Here is a 17226-nt window from a genome sequence, read left to right as displayed (position 1 = left end):
TCTCACAGATTAAAGAAATAACGCATGACCACAAGCCTGTCTAAACAAGAAAAAGTAAAGGCCATTGTTGCCATCCTTGATGAGCTCTATCCAGAAGTGCCAATTCCATTGGATCACAAAGACCCTTACACGTTATTGGTGGCGGTATTGTTGTCGGCACAATGCACGGATGAAAGAGTCAATCAAATCACACCAAAACTCTTTGCCAGAGCCGATACCCCATACGACATGGTGATGCTTAGCATTGATGAGATTAAAGAGATCATCAAACCCTGCGGCCTGTCACCCATGAAATCCAAGGGCATCTGGCACCTGTCAGATATGATCATCAAACAACACAACGGCCAAGTTCCAGCAGACTTCAAAGCCCTGGAAGCCATGCCCGGTGTGGGACACAAAACCGCGTCCGTGGTGATGGCACAAGCCTTTGGCATCCCCGCCTTCCCCGTCGACACCCACATTCATCGCTTGATGTATCGCTGGGGTTTGTCTAACGGTAAGAGTGTTGAGCAAACCGAGCGCGATGCTAAACGATTGTTCCCGAAAGAAAAATGGAATGACCTGCATCTACAGATTATCTATTACGGACGGGAGTACTGTCCGGCCCGCGGGTTCTCGTTGGACAAGTGCATCATTACCCGCCAATACGGGCGCAAAAGCTTTATCAACGAAGTATTGAAAGCACAGAGTAAAAAGAAAAAGTAGGCAGCGATACTTTTTCAAACTATCTAAGTAACTACGACAAGGACCGTCGTATCCCACCGTGTTTAGTAACTTCCACCGTTTACATAATTGAATAATGTCAGTGACTGCCTGTTTGCTAAGGAATACTCAAATAGCATACTATTTTGTCTGATTTTAGAGCTTTTTGATGAAATGCAACTGCTGGTTGACAAAATACCAACTCCAATTGCTAGTGTGCAACCCCTACTCTGCCTAATCTGTGGGAAATTTGATTAACCGAGAAACAAACATGCTCCTATCAGAAAAAATTAGCAAACTAAGAAAGAAATTTGGCTGGTCGCAAGAAGAACTCGCAGAGAAATTGGCGGTCTCCAGGCAATCTGTATCTAAATGGGAGAGCACAACAAGCATTCCCGAACTCAATAAAATTATTCAGATGGCCAACATTTTTAATGTAACCACTGACTTTTTACTAAAAGATGAAATTGAAACAGAGGAGTATCTGGACAGTAGCTCAGAGTCAACATTACCCGGTGTGGATTTGGAACAGGCAATCCAATATGTCGATTTTCATAAACTAAAAGCGAATCTCATCGTGAAAGGAGTGGCATTACTGGTTTGTTCAGCCGCGCCGATGTTTTTCCTCTTAGCTTTAGCGAGGGCCGGAAGTGTGAGTCTGGATGTCAATGCTGCTACCAGTATTGGTCTGATTTTGATTTTACTGATGGTTGCTGCGGGAATACGGTTACTCATCAAAACAACACAATATGATGCGCTACTTGCTCCAATAGAAAATAACGAGTTTGAGTTGGCCTATGGTGTGCACAGTGCGTTTACAGAAAAGCTGCACTCATTTACCCCTCGCTACAACAACAGATTATCGCTGGCCATCACCTTATTTATCTTGAGTTCCGCTCCGCTTATATTAACCGCCATATATTCTGGGCGCGCTGATTTGATTTTTCTTATGTTAGCAGTACTGCTGTTTATCGTGGCGGTGGGTTTGGCTGTCATTATTCCCGCTTCCAGCGAATATGAAGCATACAAACACATCTTGAATGAAGGCGACAAAAAGCGCGGATTAAGCCAGAGTGAAATACATGCAATGAAACTTGCCCCCTTCTTCTGGCCCCTTGCTATTGCAATCTATTTGGGTTGGAGCCTTTGGACAATGCAATGGGGTGTTACCTGGATAGTCTTTCCGGTTGCGGCGGTACTATTTGCTTCAATGGTAGGACTAATGGGTTTATTGGACAGCAAATCGCCTTAACCATAAACACTATTTAATTTTCAAATTGTGTGAGATTTACCAGCCATTCAACAAATCTTCGACTTTGCAGGTTATTGCTAAAACGCAGCTTTTGTTGACGAGTTTGGTCAGTGAATACCACATTACATTTGTTGATAGATATCGATGCAATAGGTAAGGCGGCAGAATAGTGGTGCCCTTCAAAATAGTATGACATTAAATAACTTCCTTGAATTATGAGAGGAGTTTCCCGGATACACTGTAATGTTTCGGAAACAGGTCTAAGAATTGAAAATAAATTTGAATCTTTGTGGGGGAGCAAAAGGCCGAGAAGAAAATTCGGCCTTTAATATAGAGTGGTGTCGCTTAGCCTACAACAACGTTGCTGGCTTGAGGGCCTTTCTGGCCTTGCTCAACGTTAAATGTAACGCTTTGGCCTTCAACTAAGGTTTTGAAGCCTTCCGATGCAATTGAACGAAAATGAACAAAAACGTCTTTACCACCGTCACTTGGTGATAAAAAACCAAAACCTTTTTCTTCGTTAAACCACTTAACCGTACCTGTTACTGAATTTGACATAATAATTACCTTTTAAAAATCTTTTTGTTTGGTGAAATCACCGATGAAGCGATAGAACGATCTGGCTAGTAAAGCATGTATATCGATAAAAGCCTTTGGATTAAAAAGAAGATTAAAGAGGGTACAGCGCAGTAGTAGAGAAGATTTACAATCTAAAGCCCAGCCACGATACAGGGATTACATGCCAATGTCTATTATTATTGGAAAGTTATTGGATAAAATTTAAACGCGCTTTTGATGTTTTTCAAAGTGCAACAATCACTACCTTAGGTACATTTGCGAATTTGTATGCGCCACTGCGCGCCTGAACCAATATTGTATTTCTTGGCAAAATTAGCGTTATTTACAGCTAATGACAGGCTAGAGCTACTGTTCAGGTAGACCAAAGGTTTGTTAGGTGAAACGCTGTTAAATGCCTCGACAAACGGTAAAATAGCATCAAATTTTTCGCTTTCAAATTTATGTATTCGTACACACACTAAATCCCCTTGTGCTATGTCCGCTTCTGCCAATAGTTTTGCTTGAATGTTGGTCCTCAAGTTTCCAAATCGTGAATCGACTTCAGTAATAATCCCTTGAACAATTCCTTCAGAAAAAATTGCATTGTGTTGAAAAGTCATTTCCTGCGATACGTTGTTGTGTCGAATATTGGTAAATCCACGCTTCGGACAAAACGTATAAGTATTATCCTGATTGCGCTTTTTACCTTGTCCTATTACCCATCGAAATGTCAGGCAATGGTCTGCTCCGTCAAGCTCAATAATTTCTATTTTGACTGGTCTTTTAGAGCCGTATATTCGCACTTCCCCTTGTTTCCAATACCCCAGAGGGAATTTACTGCCCAAGCCGTCATAAGTACGAGCCCCCCATTGCTTGCGTTTGTCGTAGATCCTTACCAGTCCATCTTTGCTATTATTGATAGTAAAAAATGATTCAACTTGGCCTGTATTTTTAGTTTCAAATACTCTGCGATAATAGGGTATTTCGTTGCCTACCCATTCAATCTTGGTGTCATTGACCTTGGTTTTAAAAGGTCCGGTAACATGATAAGTATCGCATGGTCTGTTTTTACCGCTCACAGTTGCACAAGCTTTAGCATCAACCTCTTTTAAAGTCAGCTCATGTTGTCCATCCCAGTTCGAACCAGTAAAAAGCTCTACCGGAATAAAACGCTTTTGGGTTTCATCATCATAGGCTTTATCCCAAACAGTCTCTTGCGCGTTGGCCATAGCGATAAAGGCCAAACATGAACTGCATAAAAAAATGAGAAGTAAGAGAGTGAAACGTTGCATTGAAATTATGTTTCCTTTTTAAACTGAGATCCTTCGGCAGATAAAACAAGCAGATAGCTATTCATCATAAAACTCAAGATGTGAAACCATAGTGATCTGCAAAAACAGACTCAACGGATCAATTGTAAAGCTCTGTGTCACGAATGATTCATGAGGGAATTGTTTCAATAAATGGCCGAGACTATTGTAGAATTCGGACCTTAGATAATTCGATAGAAAAAAGGACCGTTATTATGAGAATGCTGCACACCATGCTGCGTGTTGCCGACCTGGACAAATCTATCGCTTTTTATACAGATGTTATGGGCATGAAGCTGTTGCGCAAAAGCGATAACGAGCAATACCGCTATACCCTGGCGTTTGTGGGCTATGGGGATGAGTCAGAGCAGGCGGTTTTGGAGCTCACCTGGAACTGGGATACAGACAATTACGAGATGGGCAATGCCTATGGGCACGTAGCATTTGCCGTAACAGACATATACGCCATGTGCGACACCATCAAAGCGCGAGGTGGAGATGTTTACCGCGAGCCCGGCCCGGTAAAAGGCGGCAGTACCGTTATCGCGTTTGTGCGGGACCCCGACGGTTATGCTATTGAGCTGATTGAAATCAAAAGTTAATCCGCATACTGTAGGGTAAGGCTAATGTATCCATTTTCTTGAAAAACACCTCAAATCTTAGCCATGAATAAACAAACCATTGCTGCGCTACTTTTTTTCTTTGTATGTAGCTTTACCCTACTGGCAAAGCCTCTGGTCATCGCCCACCGCGGCGCTTCAGGTTACTTGCCAGAGCACACCAATGAAGCCTTAGTCATGGCTTATATGCAAGGTGCAGATTATGTAGAACAAGACCTGGTGCTCAGTAAAGATGGGTACCTGATGGTATTACATGATATTCACATTGATACCACTACCGATGTGGCGCAAAAATTCCCGAACCGAAAACGCCAGGATGGTCGCTATTACGCCATTGACTTCAATCTCACGGAACTCAAATCCCTGCAAGTTACAGAACGCACCAATACAGAACAACAACAAGTGTATGAAAACCGCTTTAGAGGCAAAGCCGGATTTCAGATAGCAACACTGGCAGAGCACATTCAGATTATTCAGCAACTAAATCGTCAACTGAATAAAAACGTCGGTTGGTATATCGAAATCAAAGCCCCCCAATGGCACCTCGACCAAGGCCAGGACATTACCGCAATTCTGCTTAATAGCTTGAATAAACATAACCTCAATCACAAAAAAGCCAAGGTATTTGTGCAGTGTTTTGATTTTAAACACACTAAACGCTTGCGCCGGGAACTGGGACTGAAAACACAGCTTGTACAACTTATTGCAGAAAATGACTGGGGTGAATCGGATACGAATTACCAGTATTTAAAAACCCCAGAAGGACTTTCAGAAATCGCAGCAGTGGCCGACGGCATTGGTCCCTGGATACCACAAATCCTGAGCTTGAAAGAAGATCAATATGTTACTACCGGTTATACTGAGCGAGCACAAGTCGCTGGACTGTTAGTTCATCCATACACTTTTCGTACAGATGCACTGCCAACAGGGATCTCTGAACAAGAATTATTGGATGCCCTATTCCAGATTGCCAAAGTAGATGGGGTATTTACCGACTTCACTGGTACAGTTGTACAATACCTCGAGGTAAACAAGGAAAACTAATATGCTTTTCACCGTGTTTAAACAATTTCTGTTGTTGGGTTGCATTAGTTTCGGTGGCCCAGCCGCTCACCTTGGGTATTTCAAAAAGCGTTTCGTGGATGAACTCAACTGGCTAAGTGAAGCAGACTACGCCCAAATAGTCGCGTTGTCACAATTCCTGCCAGGCCCTGGCTCAAGCCAAACGGGTTTTGCCATCGGCTATCGCATGGCAGGTTTGGCTGGCGGTATAGCAGCCTTTGTGGCATTTACCCTACCCTCGGTCATCATCATTTTATTATTGGCCAGCTTTGGTGCCGTGTTAAGTGACTCGCCTGTCTACCATGGCATTGTGCAAGGCTTAAAAATACTGGCAGTAGTGGTGGTGGCAGATGCCACTTTGGGTATGTTTAACAGCTTCTGTAAAAACAAAATCGCCCAGACACTGTTCGCTGTTACTGCTGCGAGCTGTATTTTATTACCATCACTCATGCTGCAAATGTTGTTATTGTTAATCTGTGCTGTGGTGGGTCTGATTTGGTTAAAGGCCAGCGCAGCGCCGCAAAACAAACCAACATCTGCCGTCAAACCCAATTCCCTGGCACTGTTGCTCTTTGGCTTAATGCTATTGGGTTTACCGTTTGCTGCTCACATTGCACCGGAACTGGCCATGGCAAATACCTTTTTTCACGCCGGTAGCCTGGTGTTTGGTGGTGGACACGTGGTCCTGCCCATGTTGCAAAGTATGTTGAGTGATACTATCAGTAACGATGTATTTCTGTCGGGCTATGCCGCCGCACAGGCTATTCCTGGTCCCATGTTTACCTTTGCCACCTGGTTAGGTTATCACTGGTTACCTGCAACACCTTTATTGGGAGCAAGTATTGCCACCCTGATGATCTTTTTACCGGGGTTTTTATTGCTTATTGGATTTTTGAAATCCTGGCAATCCTTATCTGACAACCCAAAATTACAAGGTGCAATGCTGGGTATTAATGCCTGCGTTACGGGATTATTACTTAGTGCGCTGTATCAACCAGTGTTTATCAGTGCAGTCAATGGGGCGATAGAAATGGTGCTGGTAATTGTGGGGCTCTGGCTTTTGAAGTCCATCAAAGCCCCGGTGATGTGGCTGGTTGGATTTTATGTATTAGCCGGGGCTACCCTGTTAGTTTAATAGCCCGCAGAACCGGTTTGTACCGTGACAAACGCCAGAAAAATCAGGTAGGCGGCGGCGCCAAAGCCAATGGAATTACAGCTCAAAAAGATGAATTTGCGAAATGCTTCTAACGGCCCTTGGTCTGCTTTTTTGCTTATGTTCATTAGGTTACCTTGCTATTTTTTAAAATCACTTGCTCTGCTTATGCTATCGGCCAAAATGCAAAAATACTTGAGCCTTTTTCATCACCCAAAAAACCAAAGCACAGCCAATATCGTAAATAATGATTTAACGACTAAACTACAATTACCGTTTCAGGACATGAGAACCTTCTTATGAAAGCAACACCATTTTCTAAAATCATCCTGCTGATCTCTTTCAGCCTGTTTTCGTTTGCCCTATGCGCAGATTCGCTGCCTGATATTAAGAACTTAAAGCAACTGCCAAATCAGGTTTACACCGGAGGCCAACCCGATAAAGCTGAACTTGAAGCTCTGGCCAAAAGCGGGGTTAAAACCATCATCAATTTCCGTGGTGAAGGTGAGTTCAGCGACTTTGACGAAGCTGCGCTAGTGGAACAACTGGGTATGAACTATTTGCATATCCCCATTGATAGCAAAGATGCTTTATCACAGGAAAACGTGGCACGCTTTCACGCGGCGTTAAACGAACATCAGGATGGTGTGTTTTTGCATTGTGGTAGTGGCAATCGCGTAGGAGCCATGTTTGCTTTGGACGCATTTTGGAACAACGACAAGTCTAAAGAAGAAGCCATCATTATTGGCCTTGAGTCAGGTATGACATCACTTAGAGGCCATGTAGAGAGTCTGCTCGACGCTCAATGATATAACTCGTTTGATCGTGTAGGGGTCAGAGTCAAAATAAATGAAAAGCAAGTTAACGATTTAAAAGTAAGACTTTGAGACCAATTTAATTTGACTCTGACCCCTCGATTTTTTTCTCGTTATCTCGCAAACTAAACAAAAACAACAATAAATAGTCTTACCATGATGAGTTTCATTGGCCTGTTCGGTGGCCTTGCCCTTTTGATCTTCCTTACCATTCGCGGTTTTAATTTGTTTATTGCCGCTCCCTTATGTGCGCTGTTCACGGCACTGTTTTCCGGCTTGCCCGTATTTTTGGGAGACAATAATTTCGTCAGTAGCTATATGAATGGCTTTTCCGGCTTTGTTGCCGCCTGGTTTTTTATGTTTTTACTGGGAGCCTTATTTGGCAAGTTCATGGAAGACACAGGTTGTGCTGATGCGATTGCCAATACCATCATTGGCAAACTGGGTAAAAAGCACGCTGTCGTTGCAGTCGTATTGGCTTGTGCGGTGTTAACCTATGGCGGTGTCAGTGTTTTTGTGGTGGCATTTTCGGTGTATCCCATGGCGCTGAGCTTATTCAAAGATGCTAACCTTCCCCGCCGCTTTATTCCGGCGGCGTTGGCGTTTGGCTCAGTGACCTTTACCATGACCAGTGCTGGCTCTCCGGAAATCCAAAACTGGATCCCCATTAAATATCTGGGTACATCCCCTTTTGCCGCCTGGGAAGTGAGCCTGGTGGTGTCTTTGTTTATGGCAGTTTGGGGGTTTTGGTGGCTGAATAAAATGATCCAAAACGCCGTGGCTAATGGCGAGCGATTTAAAAGCCGGGAAAGCGATCCCGACCTCACTGAGCAGCGTGAGTTACCAAACTTTTGGCTCAGCATCTTACCTTTGTTTGTGGTATTGGGGCTATCATTCGCCTTTCATGAATCCATTCAGCAACTGGCACTGATTGTGGCGCTTGGTGGTGGAGTGCTCACCTTGCTGGTGCTCAACTTTAAACGTTTCAAAGATATTTCTTCCGCGGTGAATCAGGGCACGGTGGGCGCGCTATTGGCAATTGGTAATACCGCTGCGGTAGTGGGCTTTGGTTCGGTGGCAAAAGTGACTCCGGCGTTCGAAAGCGCCGTATCTGTGATGACCAGCTTACCCGGCAATGAACTCGTAGGGGCGGCGGTGGCCGTGAGTGTAATAGCAGGATTAACGGGGTCAGCTTCTGGAGGTCAGGCGATAGCAATGCCACTGCTTGGGCCGCATTATTTAGAGCAAGGAGTGAATCCCGAGCAATTACATCGCATTGTATCTATCTCATCTGGTGCCATCGACACCCTACCCCACAATGGCTATATCGTGACCACTATTCGCGCCATCTGTGGCGAAACCCACCAGCAAGCATATTGGCCTGTGGCTGCGTTGACTGTCGTTATTCCACTAGTAGGTTTGATGTTAGCCGTTGCTCTGTTTTCGATTTTGTAGATTCGACTTTAGTCGGAAAGCGTTGGTTAAACCACACACTGTCGTCGAACTAAAGTTCGACCTACAAATAAACGGGCATTCACGCCATCCATGGTGCTCAAGCTCAACCTACAAAGACTTGATGTATGCCGTTTATGTCGGGAACATTTAAACGGCGATGTGGACAGCCTTGGTTAAAGCACACACCGTCTTCGAACTAAAGTTCGACCTACAAGGACAACGATTACGCATAAAAAAAGCCGCTTGATAGCGGCTTTCTCAAGAAATGTCAGGTCTATACCTTCTGCATGCGGATCACGACCCGTCGGTTTTTCGCCCGTGAGCTGGATGTACTATTGGGGGAAGCATGACGACGTTCCCCGTGACCAGTAACATCAATTCGCCCAGAGTCGACGCCTAATCCCACAAAATAATCCCGAATGGCGCCAGCCCGTTGTACCGAAACTTCCTGGTTTTTAGACTTACCACCGTAACTATCGGTATAACCATCTAGCAACACTAACTCCAATTCCGGATCTTCTTGCAGATAAGCACCAATCATATCCAGCTTGCGTTTGGAGGCCTTAGTCAATTCGGAGCCACCGAACTTGTAAGTTAACACTGTGTATTTAATGTCGTCGAAGCTAAAGGGCAACAGATTAGAGACACAATTGACAAACTGCTCGTAGGGCTCGTGAAAATTACTGGCGTTTAGCGCCACTGCCACCTTATCGTATTCGCTGTACCAATCCTGATAATAAAGTGTGGGCCAAAAGCCCTTCTCCAACTCAGATAACATTGTCCAAGCGGCTTGCTCGGGTAAGTCGCCATCGAATTGCTTGCGAATAGTCATATCCGCAATATTTTTGTGCATCAGTCCCGGCATCCATTTTGGCGGCACTGAGTACACTGCAGCTACGCCGTAATTCTTAGGCAAGCGCAGCATATCCAGGTTAAATTCCATGTTCAGAATTTTACTGGCCATACTGGTAAAAGACGCCGTACCGTATCCCGGAATGCGATGGTTCAATGTACACTGCAGCCGATTGGGTTGGTCATTGAACCAATTGGACTCTTCCACGTCCGCTTTGTATTGCCGCAAACTGGCATTCGCCAATAGGGGCATGACTAATAACAATGCCAATAACTTTTTCATTATTGCCTCGTTTATTCTTTTCTTTTATTACCGTCTAATACAGCAAACAACGCTTGCTGCTCTCTCCACACCCTGTATCGACCATAATAAAAAAAGGTTGAACTTAAAAAAACAACCTGGCTCTCAACCGCATACTTACATTGTTCAGTTTAACAGCGCAAAAGTAAGTTTGCCTAATTTGTTATCGTAAATTGCTGCTTCACTGAGCAACCGCTAGATTAAACATGGATAAGTGGCTCTAAGCCTGCAATAATCAGGGTTTTTGATTCTCAGGATCTCAGTCAGGATTACTATGCAGGATGATGGACACGCTATTAACGAGCGTTTTCGCGGTTACTTCCCCGTCGTTGTAGATATCGAAACAGCAGGCTTTAACGCCAAAACCGATGCATTACTGGAGATCGCAGCGGTTACATTGAAAATGAATTACGAAGGATTTTTGTCCATCGATAAAACTATTCATTTTCATGTAGAACCTTTTGAAGGCGCGAATCTGGAAAAATCAGCCTTGGACTTCAATGGAATCGACCCACATTGTGCATTGCGCGGTGCCGTATCAGAAGAAGTCGTACTTAAAGAAATGTTCAAGGAAATACGCAAGCACCAAAAAGATGCCGATTGTCAGCGCTGTGTCATGGTGGCGCACAATGCCGCTTTCGACATGAGCTTTTTAAATGCTGCCACCGAGCGACAAAATATCAAACGCAGTCCTTTTCATCCGTTTGTCTCGTTTGATACTACCAGTTTGTCAGCGCTCATTTATGGTCAAACGGTATTGGTAAAAGCTTGCGAGGAAGCTGGTATTGCCTTTGATCAGGAAGAAGCGCACTCAGCATTATATGATGCAGAAAAAACCGCACAGCTTTTCTGTAAAATCGTTAACCGGGTAAAACACTTAGGTGGCTGGCCGCTATAAGCAAGAAATTTAGAACACTAAAAACAGAAACCATTAAAAAACCCGGCAGCTGCCGGGTTTTTAGTATCTATTGGGAACGGAGCCTTACAGGCCTTCTGCGTTCTCAGACAGGTAAGCTGCAACGCCAGCAGGGCTTGCATCCATACCTTTTTTGCCTTCAGACCAACCAGCCGGGCACACTTCACCGTGCTCTTCGTGGAAGTTCAAAGCATCAACCATACGCAGCATCTCATCGATGTTACGGCCTAATGGCAAGTCATTTACTACCTGGTGACGCACCATACCTTCTTTGTCGATTAAGAAAGAACCACGGAATGCAACACCTGCATCTGGGTGCTCAACGTCGTATGCTTGACAAATTTCGTGCTTAACGTCTGCAACCAAAGTGTATTTAACCTGACCGATACCACCGTCTTTCTCGGCAGTGTTACGCCATGCGTTGTGAGTGAATTGTGAGTCGATAGAAACACCGATCACTTCTACACCACGCTTTTGGAACTCTTCATAGCGGTGATCGAAAGCGATCAGCTCAGAAGGACATACGAAGGTAAAATCTAAAGGATAAAAGAAAACAACAGCTGCTTTGCCTTTGATAGCTTCGGCAAGGTTGAATTCGTCAACAATTTCACCATTACCCAGTACTGCTGCAGCAGTGAAATCAGGAGCCGGACGACCTACTAGTACACTCATTATATTCTCCAATAATAGTTAACTAATTTTTCTCACAGACGCAGCGTCTGCGAGAATACAAAATCGAATACGGGAAGGATATAAGGACGGTTCAATAAAAACCAATCTATTAATTCAATCAAATGATTCGATTATTCCAATCATCTGTTGAGTTTCTAATCACTTGTTCGAAAACATAGCACAAACAAAAAGTTTTGATGCTGAAGTGCAGAAAAATAATACAAGTTAGCCCTTGCATTTTTCTAAATAACAATTATTATCATTTGTATCGGCAAGTGAGAATGATTTGCATCTCCAAATTTACCAAAAAGCCGATATGAGTTCACTTTAACTATTTTCAGGAATTATTGATGTACGTTTGCCTTTGCAACGCAATTACCGACAAAGATATTAGACAAGCCGTCACTGAGCAGGGTGCTGGCAATATTCGCGATCTGCGCAATCACATGTCTATCGCAAATCAATGTGGTAAATGTACTCAAATCACTCAGCAAATTATTGATAGCACGATTCTGGACGAGTCACTATTTAAAGAGGTTTGCTAAGCTACTCCTAAATTGTCCTTCTGAGATTTGTAGAGGGCCCGCGGCCCTCAAGCATTTTTAACTCTCTGCACTGTCACCGCTATTCGCGCGCTCAGCCGCTTCTTTAATCAATGGTTGTAACTCACCTTGCTGATACATTTCCAGCAGGATATCACTACCACCAATCAACTCACCTTCCACCCATAACTGAGGAAAAGTCGGCCACTCTGCGTATTTTGGTAACTCGGCACGAATGTCGGGGTTTTGCAAAATGTCTACATAAGCAAACTGCTCTCCACAGCTCATCATGATTTGCGCTGCCTGAGAAGAAAAACCGCAACTTGGCAGTTTAGGTGAGCCCTTCATGTACAGAAGGATCGGGTTTTCAGCAATCTGCTGTTTGATTTTATCTAGCGTTTCCATTGTCTGGTCCTGTTATTTACTGACTGTTGCAACCATAATTGCGGTGATTGGCATTTTTTCAAGATCCAGCCTGCCACGCAACCTGCTTTTCATACCAAAATTTAAAGTGATCGGTTTAAATATTTTAAAGCGTACCTATATACCGGAACGGAAATAGTTAAAATTTTTCTTTTTAAGAAATCCCGCACTCTGCCTTTTCATCCTGCGATTTAGGGTCTAGGATTGTGCTTCACGAACTCATCAGCCGATTATTTGGAGATTATTATGGCGTTTGAATTACCCGCATTACCTTATGAAAAGAATGCATTAGAACCACACATCTCTGCAGAAACTCTGGACTTCCACTACGGTAAACACCATGCCACTTACGTGACTAAACTCAATGGTCTGGTTGAAGGTACTGACATGGCAGACAAATCTCTGGAAGAGATTGTTAAAAATTCTACTGGCGGTGTATTCAACAACGCTGCACAAATCTGGAATCACACTTTTTACTGGAATAGCTTAAGCCCAAATGGTGGCGGTGAGCCTTCTGGTGCATTGGCAGATGCCATTAATGCAAAGTGGGGTTCCTTCGATGAGTTCAAAGCAGCGTTTAACGACAAAGCGGTAAACAACTTCGGCTCCAGCTGGACTTGGTTGGTTAAAACTGCCGATGGCAGTTTAGACATAGTTAACACCAGCAACGCGGCAACTCCTTTGACTGAAGAAGGCGTTACACCATTGATGACGGTAGACTTGTGGGAACACGCCTACTACATCGATTACCGCAACTTGCGTCCTAAGTACATGGAAGCTTTCTGGGCGTTGGTTAATTGGGACTTTGCTACGGAAAACTTCGCGTAAATCATTCCTGATACAATAAGAAAGCCCGCTGTCGCGGGCTTTTTTGTGTCTAGTGTAAATGTTCTTTGAGGAATGAAATGATTCTTTGCTGAACGTCTTCCTGATGCTTAGAAAGACCATGGTCACCATCGGGGTACACCACCAGCTCATGAGGATGATTCAGCTCTTTAAGACGCTCTGCGGCTCGCTGTGATTGTGATACATCCACACGCCAATCTTTATCCCCGTGTAGCAATAAAATCGGCACATCATGATTGAGTTCATCCATCCAATAAACGGCTGAACGTTTACTCAGCTCCGCTGCTCTATTCTGTTCAAATCCGGGGATCATGTGTTTCATCAAGCGTTCCATTTCCGGACGGCGCAGCAATTCCGGCGCTTGCTCTACTACGCCAGCCCCAACTATCATTGCGTCTATATCAGTTGTATTTTGGCGCATTGTTTGCCAGGTCATCATCCCCCCTCGGCTCCAGCCAAAAAGCGCGATCTTATCGGGGTTAGCATTAGGGATAGTCTTGGCGATTTCAATTAAACGCAAAACATCGTTAACGTCCGCTCCACCAAACTCATCTTTGCCTTCACTGTATCTTGAGCCGCGATAATTGGACGCCAGTACCAGGTAGCCTTGCTCGGCAATGGGCAACAATCGATTGGCTAAAGTCACCCGTGTAACGTTGTGTCTGAAATTGCCGCCACGGTTGTAGATCACCACCGGCAGCTTGCCGCCTTGCCAGTTTTTTGGCCAGGCCATTACACCGGATATTTTTAAGCCATCAGATTGATAATTCATCCAGTAACTTTCCGTGTTTTTAAGTACTCTATCTGTTTTTTCAGCATCAAGAGTTCGTTCAAAACCTTTGAGAAACCGGGCTGGGCTATTTGTTTTTACGTCTTGCAGCCAGGCAGCATACCCTGCAAAAGGTATTGCCCGCCCTACCCGGTTAATGGCATCAACATGATAACCAGTTTCAAGCAATGGTGTGGCCTTGCTTGGCACTTGTTGTGCTTGCGAACTCCTTTGTTCAGACTCAATAGAAGTGCTGGAGCAGGCCGTTAATGTAGCAATAAGAGTAAGACTAATTAGTCGTTTAAGCATATAAATTCCCTTTAATATCAATCAGGTGTAAATAATAATCACTTAAAAGCAATAAATTTTAATCCAGAGTATGCCTGGAAGACGGGGTAATTTCTACACCTGGTATCAGTAAGACATTATTTGATACATTGTTATTTTTGAATTGTCATCAGCAGGTCACAAAAAGGCGTAAAATCAGGTCCCTACTTTCCTCATGTTTATTCTTGTCATGTTAAGTGTTCTGGCAGTTCTTATTATAATAATTGGACTAATACTGGTGCCTCTCCCTATACCTTTTGGCGTATTTTTCATTGTTGCTGGTCTTGCCATGTTACTTTCTGTGAACCCCAACGCCCAGCAAAAAATGCAGCAGTTGCGCCGTCAAAACCCAAGGTTAAATCACTGGCTGCATGAGATCACAAAGCGCGCGCCTCGCTTTCTACGTGTGGTTTTGCACAAAACCCGGCATCGTCCCATTACTACCTCACGGAAAATACTGCTTCGGAATAATTCACAAAGCTGAACGTTTTACAATAAACAGCTGTATAAAACTTATGTGGGTTATAAAAAACGCTAACAATTCTCGTTGTGGTTAGCACAAAAAAAGCACAAAGCATTGATATAGCAAAACATTTTGATACGAATTTTCTTAGCTAAATTTAATCTAACAGTGCAACACATTAACCAGTTTTAGGGTCTAACATTAAAGAAGCGCTATACAAATAAAGCCAAATTATGGCTTACCATGTTGGGGGTTTTCTCATGGGAATATTCGAACATTATCAACAACGTTACGAAGCTCACAAAGAAGAAGAATTCAGCATTCAAGAGTATCTTGAGCTTTGCAAACAAGACAAAACGGTTTATGCCAACGCCGCAGAACGACTACTACAGGCTATCGGCGAGGCCGAACTCATCGACACGTCACAAAATCCGGCACTCAGCCGTATCTTTTCCAACAGGGTGATCTCCCGCTATCCGGCATTCGCTGAGTTCTACGGCATGGAAGATGCCATCGAACAAATCGTTTCCTACCTGCGCCATGCGGCTCAAGGCCTGGAAGAGAAAAAACAAATCCTGTATTTACTGGGGCCTGTGGGCGGCGGTAAATCCTCTTTGGCTGAAAAGCTAAAAGAGCTAATGCAAAAAGTGCCCATTTACGCCATTAAAGGCAGCCCGGTAAATGATAGTCCACTGTGCTTATTTGATGCCGGGGAAGATGGCGAATTGCTACAACGAGAGTACGGCATTGCACAGCGTTATTTAAAGCCCATTATGTCGCCTTGGGCGCGCAAGCGTCTGCACGAGTACAACGGAGACATCAGCAAGTTCAGGGTGGTTAAGGTTTATCCCTCTATCCTGGATCAAATGGGGATTGCCAAAACTGAACCCGGTGATGAAAACAACCAGGATATTTCGTCTTTGGTGGGCAAAGTAGATATCCGCCGCCTGGAAGAATTTGCCCAAAACGATCCCGACGCATACAGCTATTCTGGTTCTCTGTGTAAAGCAAACCAAGGGTTAATGGAGTTTGTAGAAATGTTTAAAGCGCCAATTAAGGTGCTACATCCTCTATTAACCGCTACCCAAGAGGGCAACTACAACCCTACAGAGGGCTTTTCTGCCCTGCCCTTTGACGGATTAATTCTGGCCCACTCTAATGAGTCAGAGTGGCAAAGCTTCCGCAACAACAAAAACAACGAGGCGTTTTTAGACCGGGTGTACATTGTAAAAGTGCCTTACTGTTTGCGGGTATCGGAAGAGATCAAAATTTACGAAAAACTGTTGCAAAGCAGTGAGCTTACCAAAGCGCCTTGCGCTCCCGGCACCTTGGAAACCCTGGCGCAATTTAGTGTGTTATCCCGTTTAAAAGAACCGGAAAACTCCAATATTTTCTCTAAGATGCGAGTCTACGATGGCGAAAGCCTGAAAGACACCGACCCCAAAGCCAAGTCTTATCAGGAATACCGCGACTATGCTGGCGTTGACGAGGGCATGGAAGGCTTATCCACTCGTTTTGCTTTTAAGATTTTATCGCGAGTGTTTAACTTTGATCATCAGGAAGTGGCGGCCAACCCGGTGCACTTGTTTTACGTGCTGGAGCGCCAGATTGAACGAGAGCAATTCCCCACCGATCAAGAAGAGCGTTATAAAGAGTTCTTAAAAGGCTACCTCATTCCCAAATACGTGGAATTTATCGGCAAAGAAATCCAAACCGCTTATCTGGAGTCTTACTCAGAGTACGGGCAAAACCTGTTTGACCGCTACGTGATTTATGCCGATTTTTGGATACAGGACCAGGAATATCGCGATCCGGAAACCGGGCAGCTGTTCGACCGCGAAGCGCTCAATGCTGAGCTGGAAAAAATCGAAAAGCCCGCAGGCATCAGTAACCCCAAAGATTTTCGCAACGAGATAGTCAACTTCGTACTGCGGGCCAAAGCCAATAAAAGCGGCAAAAACCCGTCCTGGACCAGTTACGAAAAACTGCGCACCGTGATTGAGAAAAAGATGTTCTCCAATACGGAAGATTTGCTGCCGGTGATCTCTTTCAATACCAAGAGTTCGGCAGAAGATCAGAAAAAACACGACGATTTTGTGAAACGGATGGAAGAAAAAGGCTATACGCAGAAACAAGTGCGTCTGTTATGTGAGTGGTATCTGAGAGTCAGAAAATCATCATAACGCCC

Annotated in this window: 20 protein-coding genes; 12 read left to right on the top strand and 8 right to left on the bottom strand. The window is 44.2% G+C overall.

Features of this window, described 5'->3' with window-relative positions:
- Positions 1-24: 24 nt before the first annotated feature.
- A complete protein-coding gene (gene nth, locus ACXAGP_RS13220) occupies positions 25-705 on the top strand; it encodes an endonuclease III (RefSeq protein ID WP_475261947.1) in 681 nt (226 codons plus the stop codon).
- A gap of 268 nt (positions 706-973) precedes the next feature.
- On the top strand, positions 974-1954 hold the full coding sequence (locus ACXAGP_RS13215) for a helix-turn-helix domain-containing protein (protein WP_475261946.1): 981 nt from the start codon (positions 974-976) through the stop codon (positions 1952-1954).
- 13 nt (positions 1955-1967) lie between these two features.
- Here the strand turns inward: ACXAGP_RS13215 and ACXAGP_RS13210 are convergent, their stop codons facing one another.
- The 3 genes from ACXAGP_RS13210 to ACXAGP_RS13200 form a co-directional block, all read right to left on the bottom strand.
- Positions 1968-2150, bottom strand: a complete 183-nt coding sequence (locus tag ACXAGP_RS13210) for a hypothetical protein (RefSeq protein ID WP_475261944.1) — start codon at positions 2148-2150, stop codon at positions 1968-1970.
- A gap of 149 nt (positions 2151-2299) precedes the next feature.
- Positions 2300-2512 (bottom strand): transcription antiterminator/RNA stability regulator CspE, encoded by a 213-nt coding sequence (cspE, locus tag ACXAGP_RS13205; protein ID WP_475261943.1) that lies wholly within the window; start codon positions 2510-2512, stop codon positions 2300-2302.
- 266 nt (positions 2513-2778) lie between these two features.
- Positions 2779-3804 (bottom strand): SAM hydroxide adenosyltransferase, encoded by a 1026-nt coding sequence (locus ACXAGP_RS13200; RefSeq protein ID WP_475261941.1) that lies wholly within the window; start codon positions 3802-3804, stop codon positions 2779-2781.
- A gap of 233 nt (positions 3805-4037) precedes the next feature.
- On the opposite strand from ACXAGP_RS13200, the gene gloA reads away from it, so the two are divergent.
- The 3 genes from gloA to chrA all read left to right on the top strand — a co-directional run bounded on the left by gloA (position 4038) and on the right by chrA (position 6639).
- The gene (gloA, locus tag ACXAGP_RS13195) at positions 4038-4424 is read left to right on the top strand and encodes a lactoylglutathione lyase (protein ID WP_475261939.1); all 387 of its coding nucleotides are present in this window, start codon (positions 4038-4040) and stop codon (positions 4422-4424) included.
- Between the two features lie 63 nt (positions 4425-4487).
- The gene (glpQ, locus tag ACXAGP_RS13190; RefSeq protein WP_475261938.1) at positions 4488-5486 is read left to right on the top strand and encodes a glycerophosphodiester phosphodiesterase; all 999 of its coding nucleotides are present in this window, start codon (positions 4488-4490) and stop codon (positions 5484-5486) included.
- Between the two features lies 1 nt (position 5487).
- A complete protein-coding gene (gene chrA / locus ACXAGP_RS13185) occupies positions 5488-6639 on the top strand; it encodes a chromate efflux transporter (protein ID WP_475261936.1) in 1152 nt (383 codons plus the stop codon).
- Here chrA and ACXAGP_RS13180 read toward each other — a convergent pair.
- Positions 6636-6785, bottom strand: coding sequence for a hypothetical protein (locus ACXAGP_RS13180; RefSeq protein WP_475261935.1), 150 nt, complete (start codon positions 6783-6785; stop codon positions 6636-6638). The two genes, chrA and ACXAGP_RS13180, sit on opposite strands and share 4 nt — an antisense overlap.
- Positions 6786-6956: 171 nt before the next feature.
- On the opposite strand from ACXAGP_RS13180, the gene ACXAGP_RS13175 reads away from it, so the two are divergent.
- Both ACXAGP_RS13175 and ACXAGP_RS13170 read left to right on the top strand, forming a co-directional pair.
- Positions 6957-7466 (top strand): protein tyrosine phosphatase family protein, encoded by a 510-nt coding sequence (locus ACXAGP_RS13175; protein ID WP_475261933.1) that lies wholly within the window; start codon positions 6957-6959, stop codon positions 7464-7466.
- 162 nt (positions 7467-7628) lie between these two features.
- Positions 7629-8927 carry a GntP family permease gene (locus ACXAGP_RS13170; RefSeq protein ID WP_475261932.1) on the top strand — a complete coding sequence of 433 codons (1299 nt, stop codon included), beginning with the start codon at positions 7629-7631 and terminating at the stop codon, positions 8925-8927.
- Positions 8928-9201: 274 nt separating this feature from the next.
- On the opposite strand, the gene ACXAGP_RS13165 is transcribed toward ACXAGP_RS13170, so the two are convergent.
- Positions 9202-10062 (bottom strand): flagellar protein MotY, encoded by an 861-nt coding sequence (locus ACXAGP_RS13165; protein WP_475261931.1) that lies wholly within the window; start codon positions 10060-10062, stop codon positions 9202-9204.
- A 292-nt stretch (positions 10063-10354) separates the two neighbouring features.
- On the opposite strand from ACXAGP_RS13165, the gene rnt reads away from it, so the two are divergent.
- On the top strand, positions 10355-10978 hold the full coding sequence (rnt, locus tag ACXAGP_RS13160) for a ribonuclease T (RefSeq protein ID WP_475261930.1): 624 nt from the start codon (positions 10355-10357) through the stop codon (positions 10976-10978).
- An 84-nt stretch (positions 10979-11062) separates the two neighbouring features.
- Here rnt and ACXAGP_RS13155 read toward each other — a convergent pair whose 3' ends face one another.
- A complete protein-coding gene (locus tag ACXAGP_RS13155) occupies positions 11063-11668 on the bottom strand; it encodes a peroxiredoxin (protein ID WP_338293526.1) in 606 nt (201 codons plus the stop codon).
- A gap of 350 nt (positions 11669-12018) precedes the next feature.
- Between ACXAGP_RS13155 and ACXAGP_RS13150 the strand changes: the two genes are divergently transcribed.
- On the top strand, positions 12019-12213 hold the full coding sequence (locus tag ACXAGP_RS13150; protein WP_475261929.1) for a (2Fe-2S)-binding protein: 195 nt from the start codon (positions 12019-12021) through the stop codon (positions 12211-12213).
- Between the two features lie 57 nt (positions 12214-12270).
- Here the strand turns inward: ACXAGP_RS13150 and ACXAGP_RS13145 are convergent, their stop codons facing one another.
- Positions 12271-12615 carry a Grx4 family monothiol glutaredoxin gene (locus tag ACXAGP_RS13145; protein ID WP_338293527.1) on the bottom strand — a complete coding sequence of 115 codons (345 nt, stop codon included), beginning with the start codon at positions 12613-12615 and terminating at the stop codon, positions 12271-12273.
- Between the two features lie 264 nt (positions 12616-12879).
- Here ACXAGP_RS13145 and ACXAGP_RS13140 point away from each other — a divergent pair, with 264 nt between their 5' ends.
- The gene (locus ACXAGP_RS13140; protein WP_475261928.1) at positions 12880-13461 is read left to right on the top strand and encodes a superoxide dismutase; all 582 of its coding nucleotides are present in this window, start codon (positions 12880-12882) and stop codon (positions 13459-13461) included.
- Positions 13462-13510: 49 nt separating this feature from the next.
- On the opposite strand, the gene ACXAGP_RS13135 is transcribed toward ACXAGP_RS13140, so the two are convergent.
- Positions 13511-14557 (bottom strand): alpha/beta hydrolase family protein, encoded by a 1047-nt coding sequence (locus ACXAGP_RS13135; RefSeq protein ID WP_475261926.1) that lies wholly within the window; start codon positions 14555-14557, stop codon positions 13511-13513.
- Between the two features lie 193 nt (positions 14558-14750).
- Here ACXAGP_RS13135 and ACXAGP_RS13130 point away from each other — a divergent pair, with 193 nt between their 5' ends.
- Positions 14751-15059 (top strand): PGPGW domain-containing protein, encoded by a 309-nt coding sequence (locus ACXAGP_RS13130; protein WP_475261924.1) that lies wholly within the window; start codon positions 14751-14753, stop codon positions 15057-15059.
- A gap of 239 nt (positions 15060-15298) precedes the next feature.
- Positions 15299-17221, top strand: coding sequence for a PrkA family serine protein kinase (locus ACXAGP_RS13125; RefSeq protein WP_475261923.1), 1923 nt, complete (start codon positions 15299-15301; stop codon positions 17219-17221).
- The last annotated feature ends 5 nt before the right edge of the window (positions 17222-17226 follow it).

This window comes from Planctobacterium sp. AWM4_229, from assembly GCF_056160305.1.
Note: the sequence above shows the minus strand (reverse complement) of the source record. Positions and strands in the feature narration are given on the sequence as shown.

Excerpts from the sequence above, each read along its gene's own strand:
- nth (WP_475261947.1), top strand. The coding sequence starts at position 25 with ATGACCACAAGCCTGTCTAAACAAGAAAAAGTAAAGGCCATTGTTGCC.
- ACXAGP_RS13215 (WP_475261946.1), top strand. The coding sequence starts at position 974 with ATGCTCCTATCAGAAAAAATTAGCAAACTAAGAAAGAAATTTGGCTGG.
- ACXAGP_RS13210 (WP_475261944.1), bottom strand. The coding sequence starts at position 2,150 with ATGTCATACTATTTTGAAGGGCACCACTATTCTGCCGCCTTACCTATT.
- cspE (WP_475261943.1), bottom strand. The coding sequence starts at position 2,512 with ATGTCAAATTCAGTAACAGGTACGGTTAAGTGGTTTAACGAAGAAAAA.
- ACXAGP_RS13200 (WP_475261941.1), bottom strand. The coding sequence starts at position 3,804 with ATGCAACGTTTCACTCTCTTACTTCTCATTTTTTTATGCAGTTCATGT.
- gloA (WP_475261939.1), top strand. The coding sequence starts at position 4,038 with ATGAGAATGCTGCACACCATGCTGCGTGTTGCCGACCTGGACAAATCT.
- glpQ (WP_475261938.1), top strand. The coding sequence starts at position 4,488 with ATGAATAAACAAACCATTGCTGCGCTACTTTTTTTCTTTGTATGTAGC.
- chrA (WP_475261936.1), top strand. The coding sequence starts at position 5,488 with ATGCTTTTCACCGTGTTTAAACAATTTCTGTTGTTGGGTTGCATTAGT.
- ACXAGP_RS13180 (WP_475261935.1), bottom strand. The coding sequence starts at position 6,785 with ATGAACATAAGCAAAAAAGCAGACCAAGGGCCGTTAGAAGCATTTCGC.
- ACXAGP_RS13175 (WP_475261933.1), top strand. The coding sequence starts at position 6,957 with ATGAAAGCAACACCATTTTCTAAAATCATCCTGCTGATCTCTTTCAGC.
- ACXAGP_RS13170 (WP_475261932.1), top strand. The coding sequence starts at position 7,629 with ATGATGAGTTTCATTGGCCTGTTCGGTGGCCTTGCCCTTTTGATCTTC.
- ACXAGP_RS13165 (WP_475261931.1), bottom strand. The coding sequence starts at position 10,062 with ATGAAAAAGTTATTGGCATTGTTATTAGTCATGCCCCTATTGGCGAAT.
- rnt (WP_475261930.1), top strand. The coding sequence starts at position 10,355 with ATGCAGGATGATGGACACGCTATTAACGAGCGTTTTCGCGGTTACTTC.
- ACXAGP_RS13155 (WP_338293526.1), bottom strand. The coding sequence starts at position 11,668 with ATGAGTGTACTAGTAGGTCGTCCGGCTCCTGATTTCACTGCTGCAGCA.
- ACXAGP_RS13150 (WP_475261929.1), top strand. The coding sequence starts at position 12,019 with ATGTACGTTTGCCTTTGCAACGCAATTACCGACAAAGATATTAGACAA.
- ACXAGP_RS13145 (WP_338293527.1), bottom strand. The coding sequence starts at position 12,615 with ATGGAAACGCTAGATAAAATCAAACAGCAGATTGCTGAAAACCCGATC.
- ACXAGP_RS13140 (WP_475261928.1), top strand. The coding sequence starts at position 12,880 with ATGGCGTTTGAATTACCCGCATTACCTTATGAAAAGAATGCATTAGAA.
- ACXAGP_RS13135 (WP_475261926.1), bottom strand. The coding sequence starts at position 14,557 with ATGCTTAAACGACTAATTAGTCTTACTCTTATTGCTACATTAACGGCC.
- ACXAGP_RS13130 (WP_475261924.1), top strand. The coding sequence starts at position 14,751 with ATGTTTATTCTTGTCATGTTAAGTGTTCTGGCAGTTCTTATTATAATA.
- ACXAGP_RS13125 (WP_475261923.1), top strand. The coding sequence starts at position 15,299 with ATGGGAATATTCGAACATTATCAACAACGTTACGAAGCTCACAAAGAA.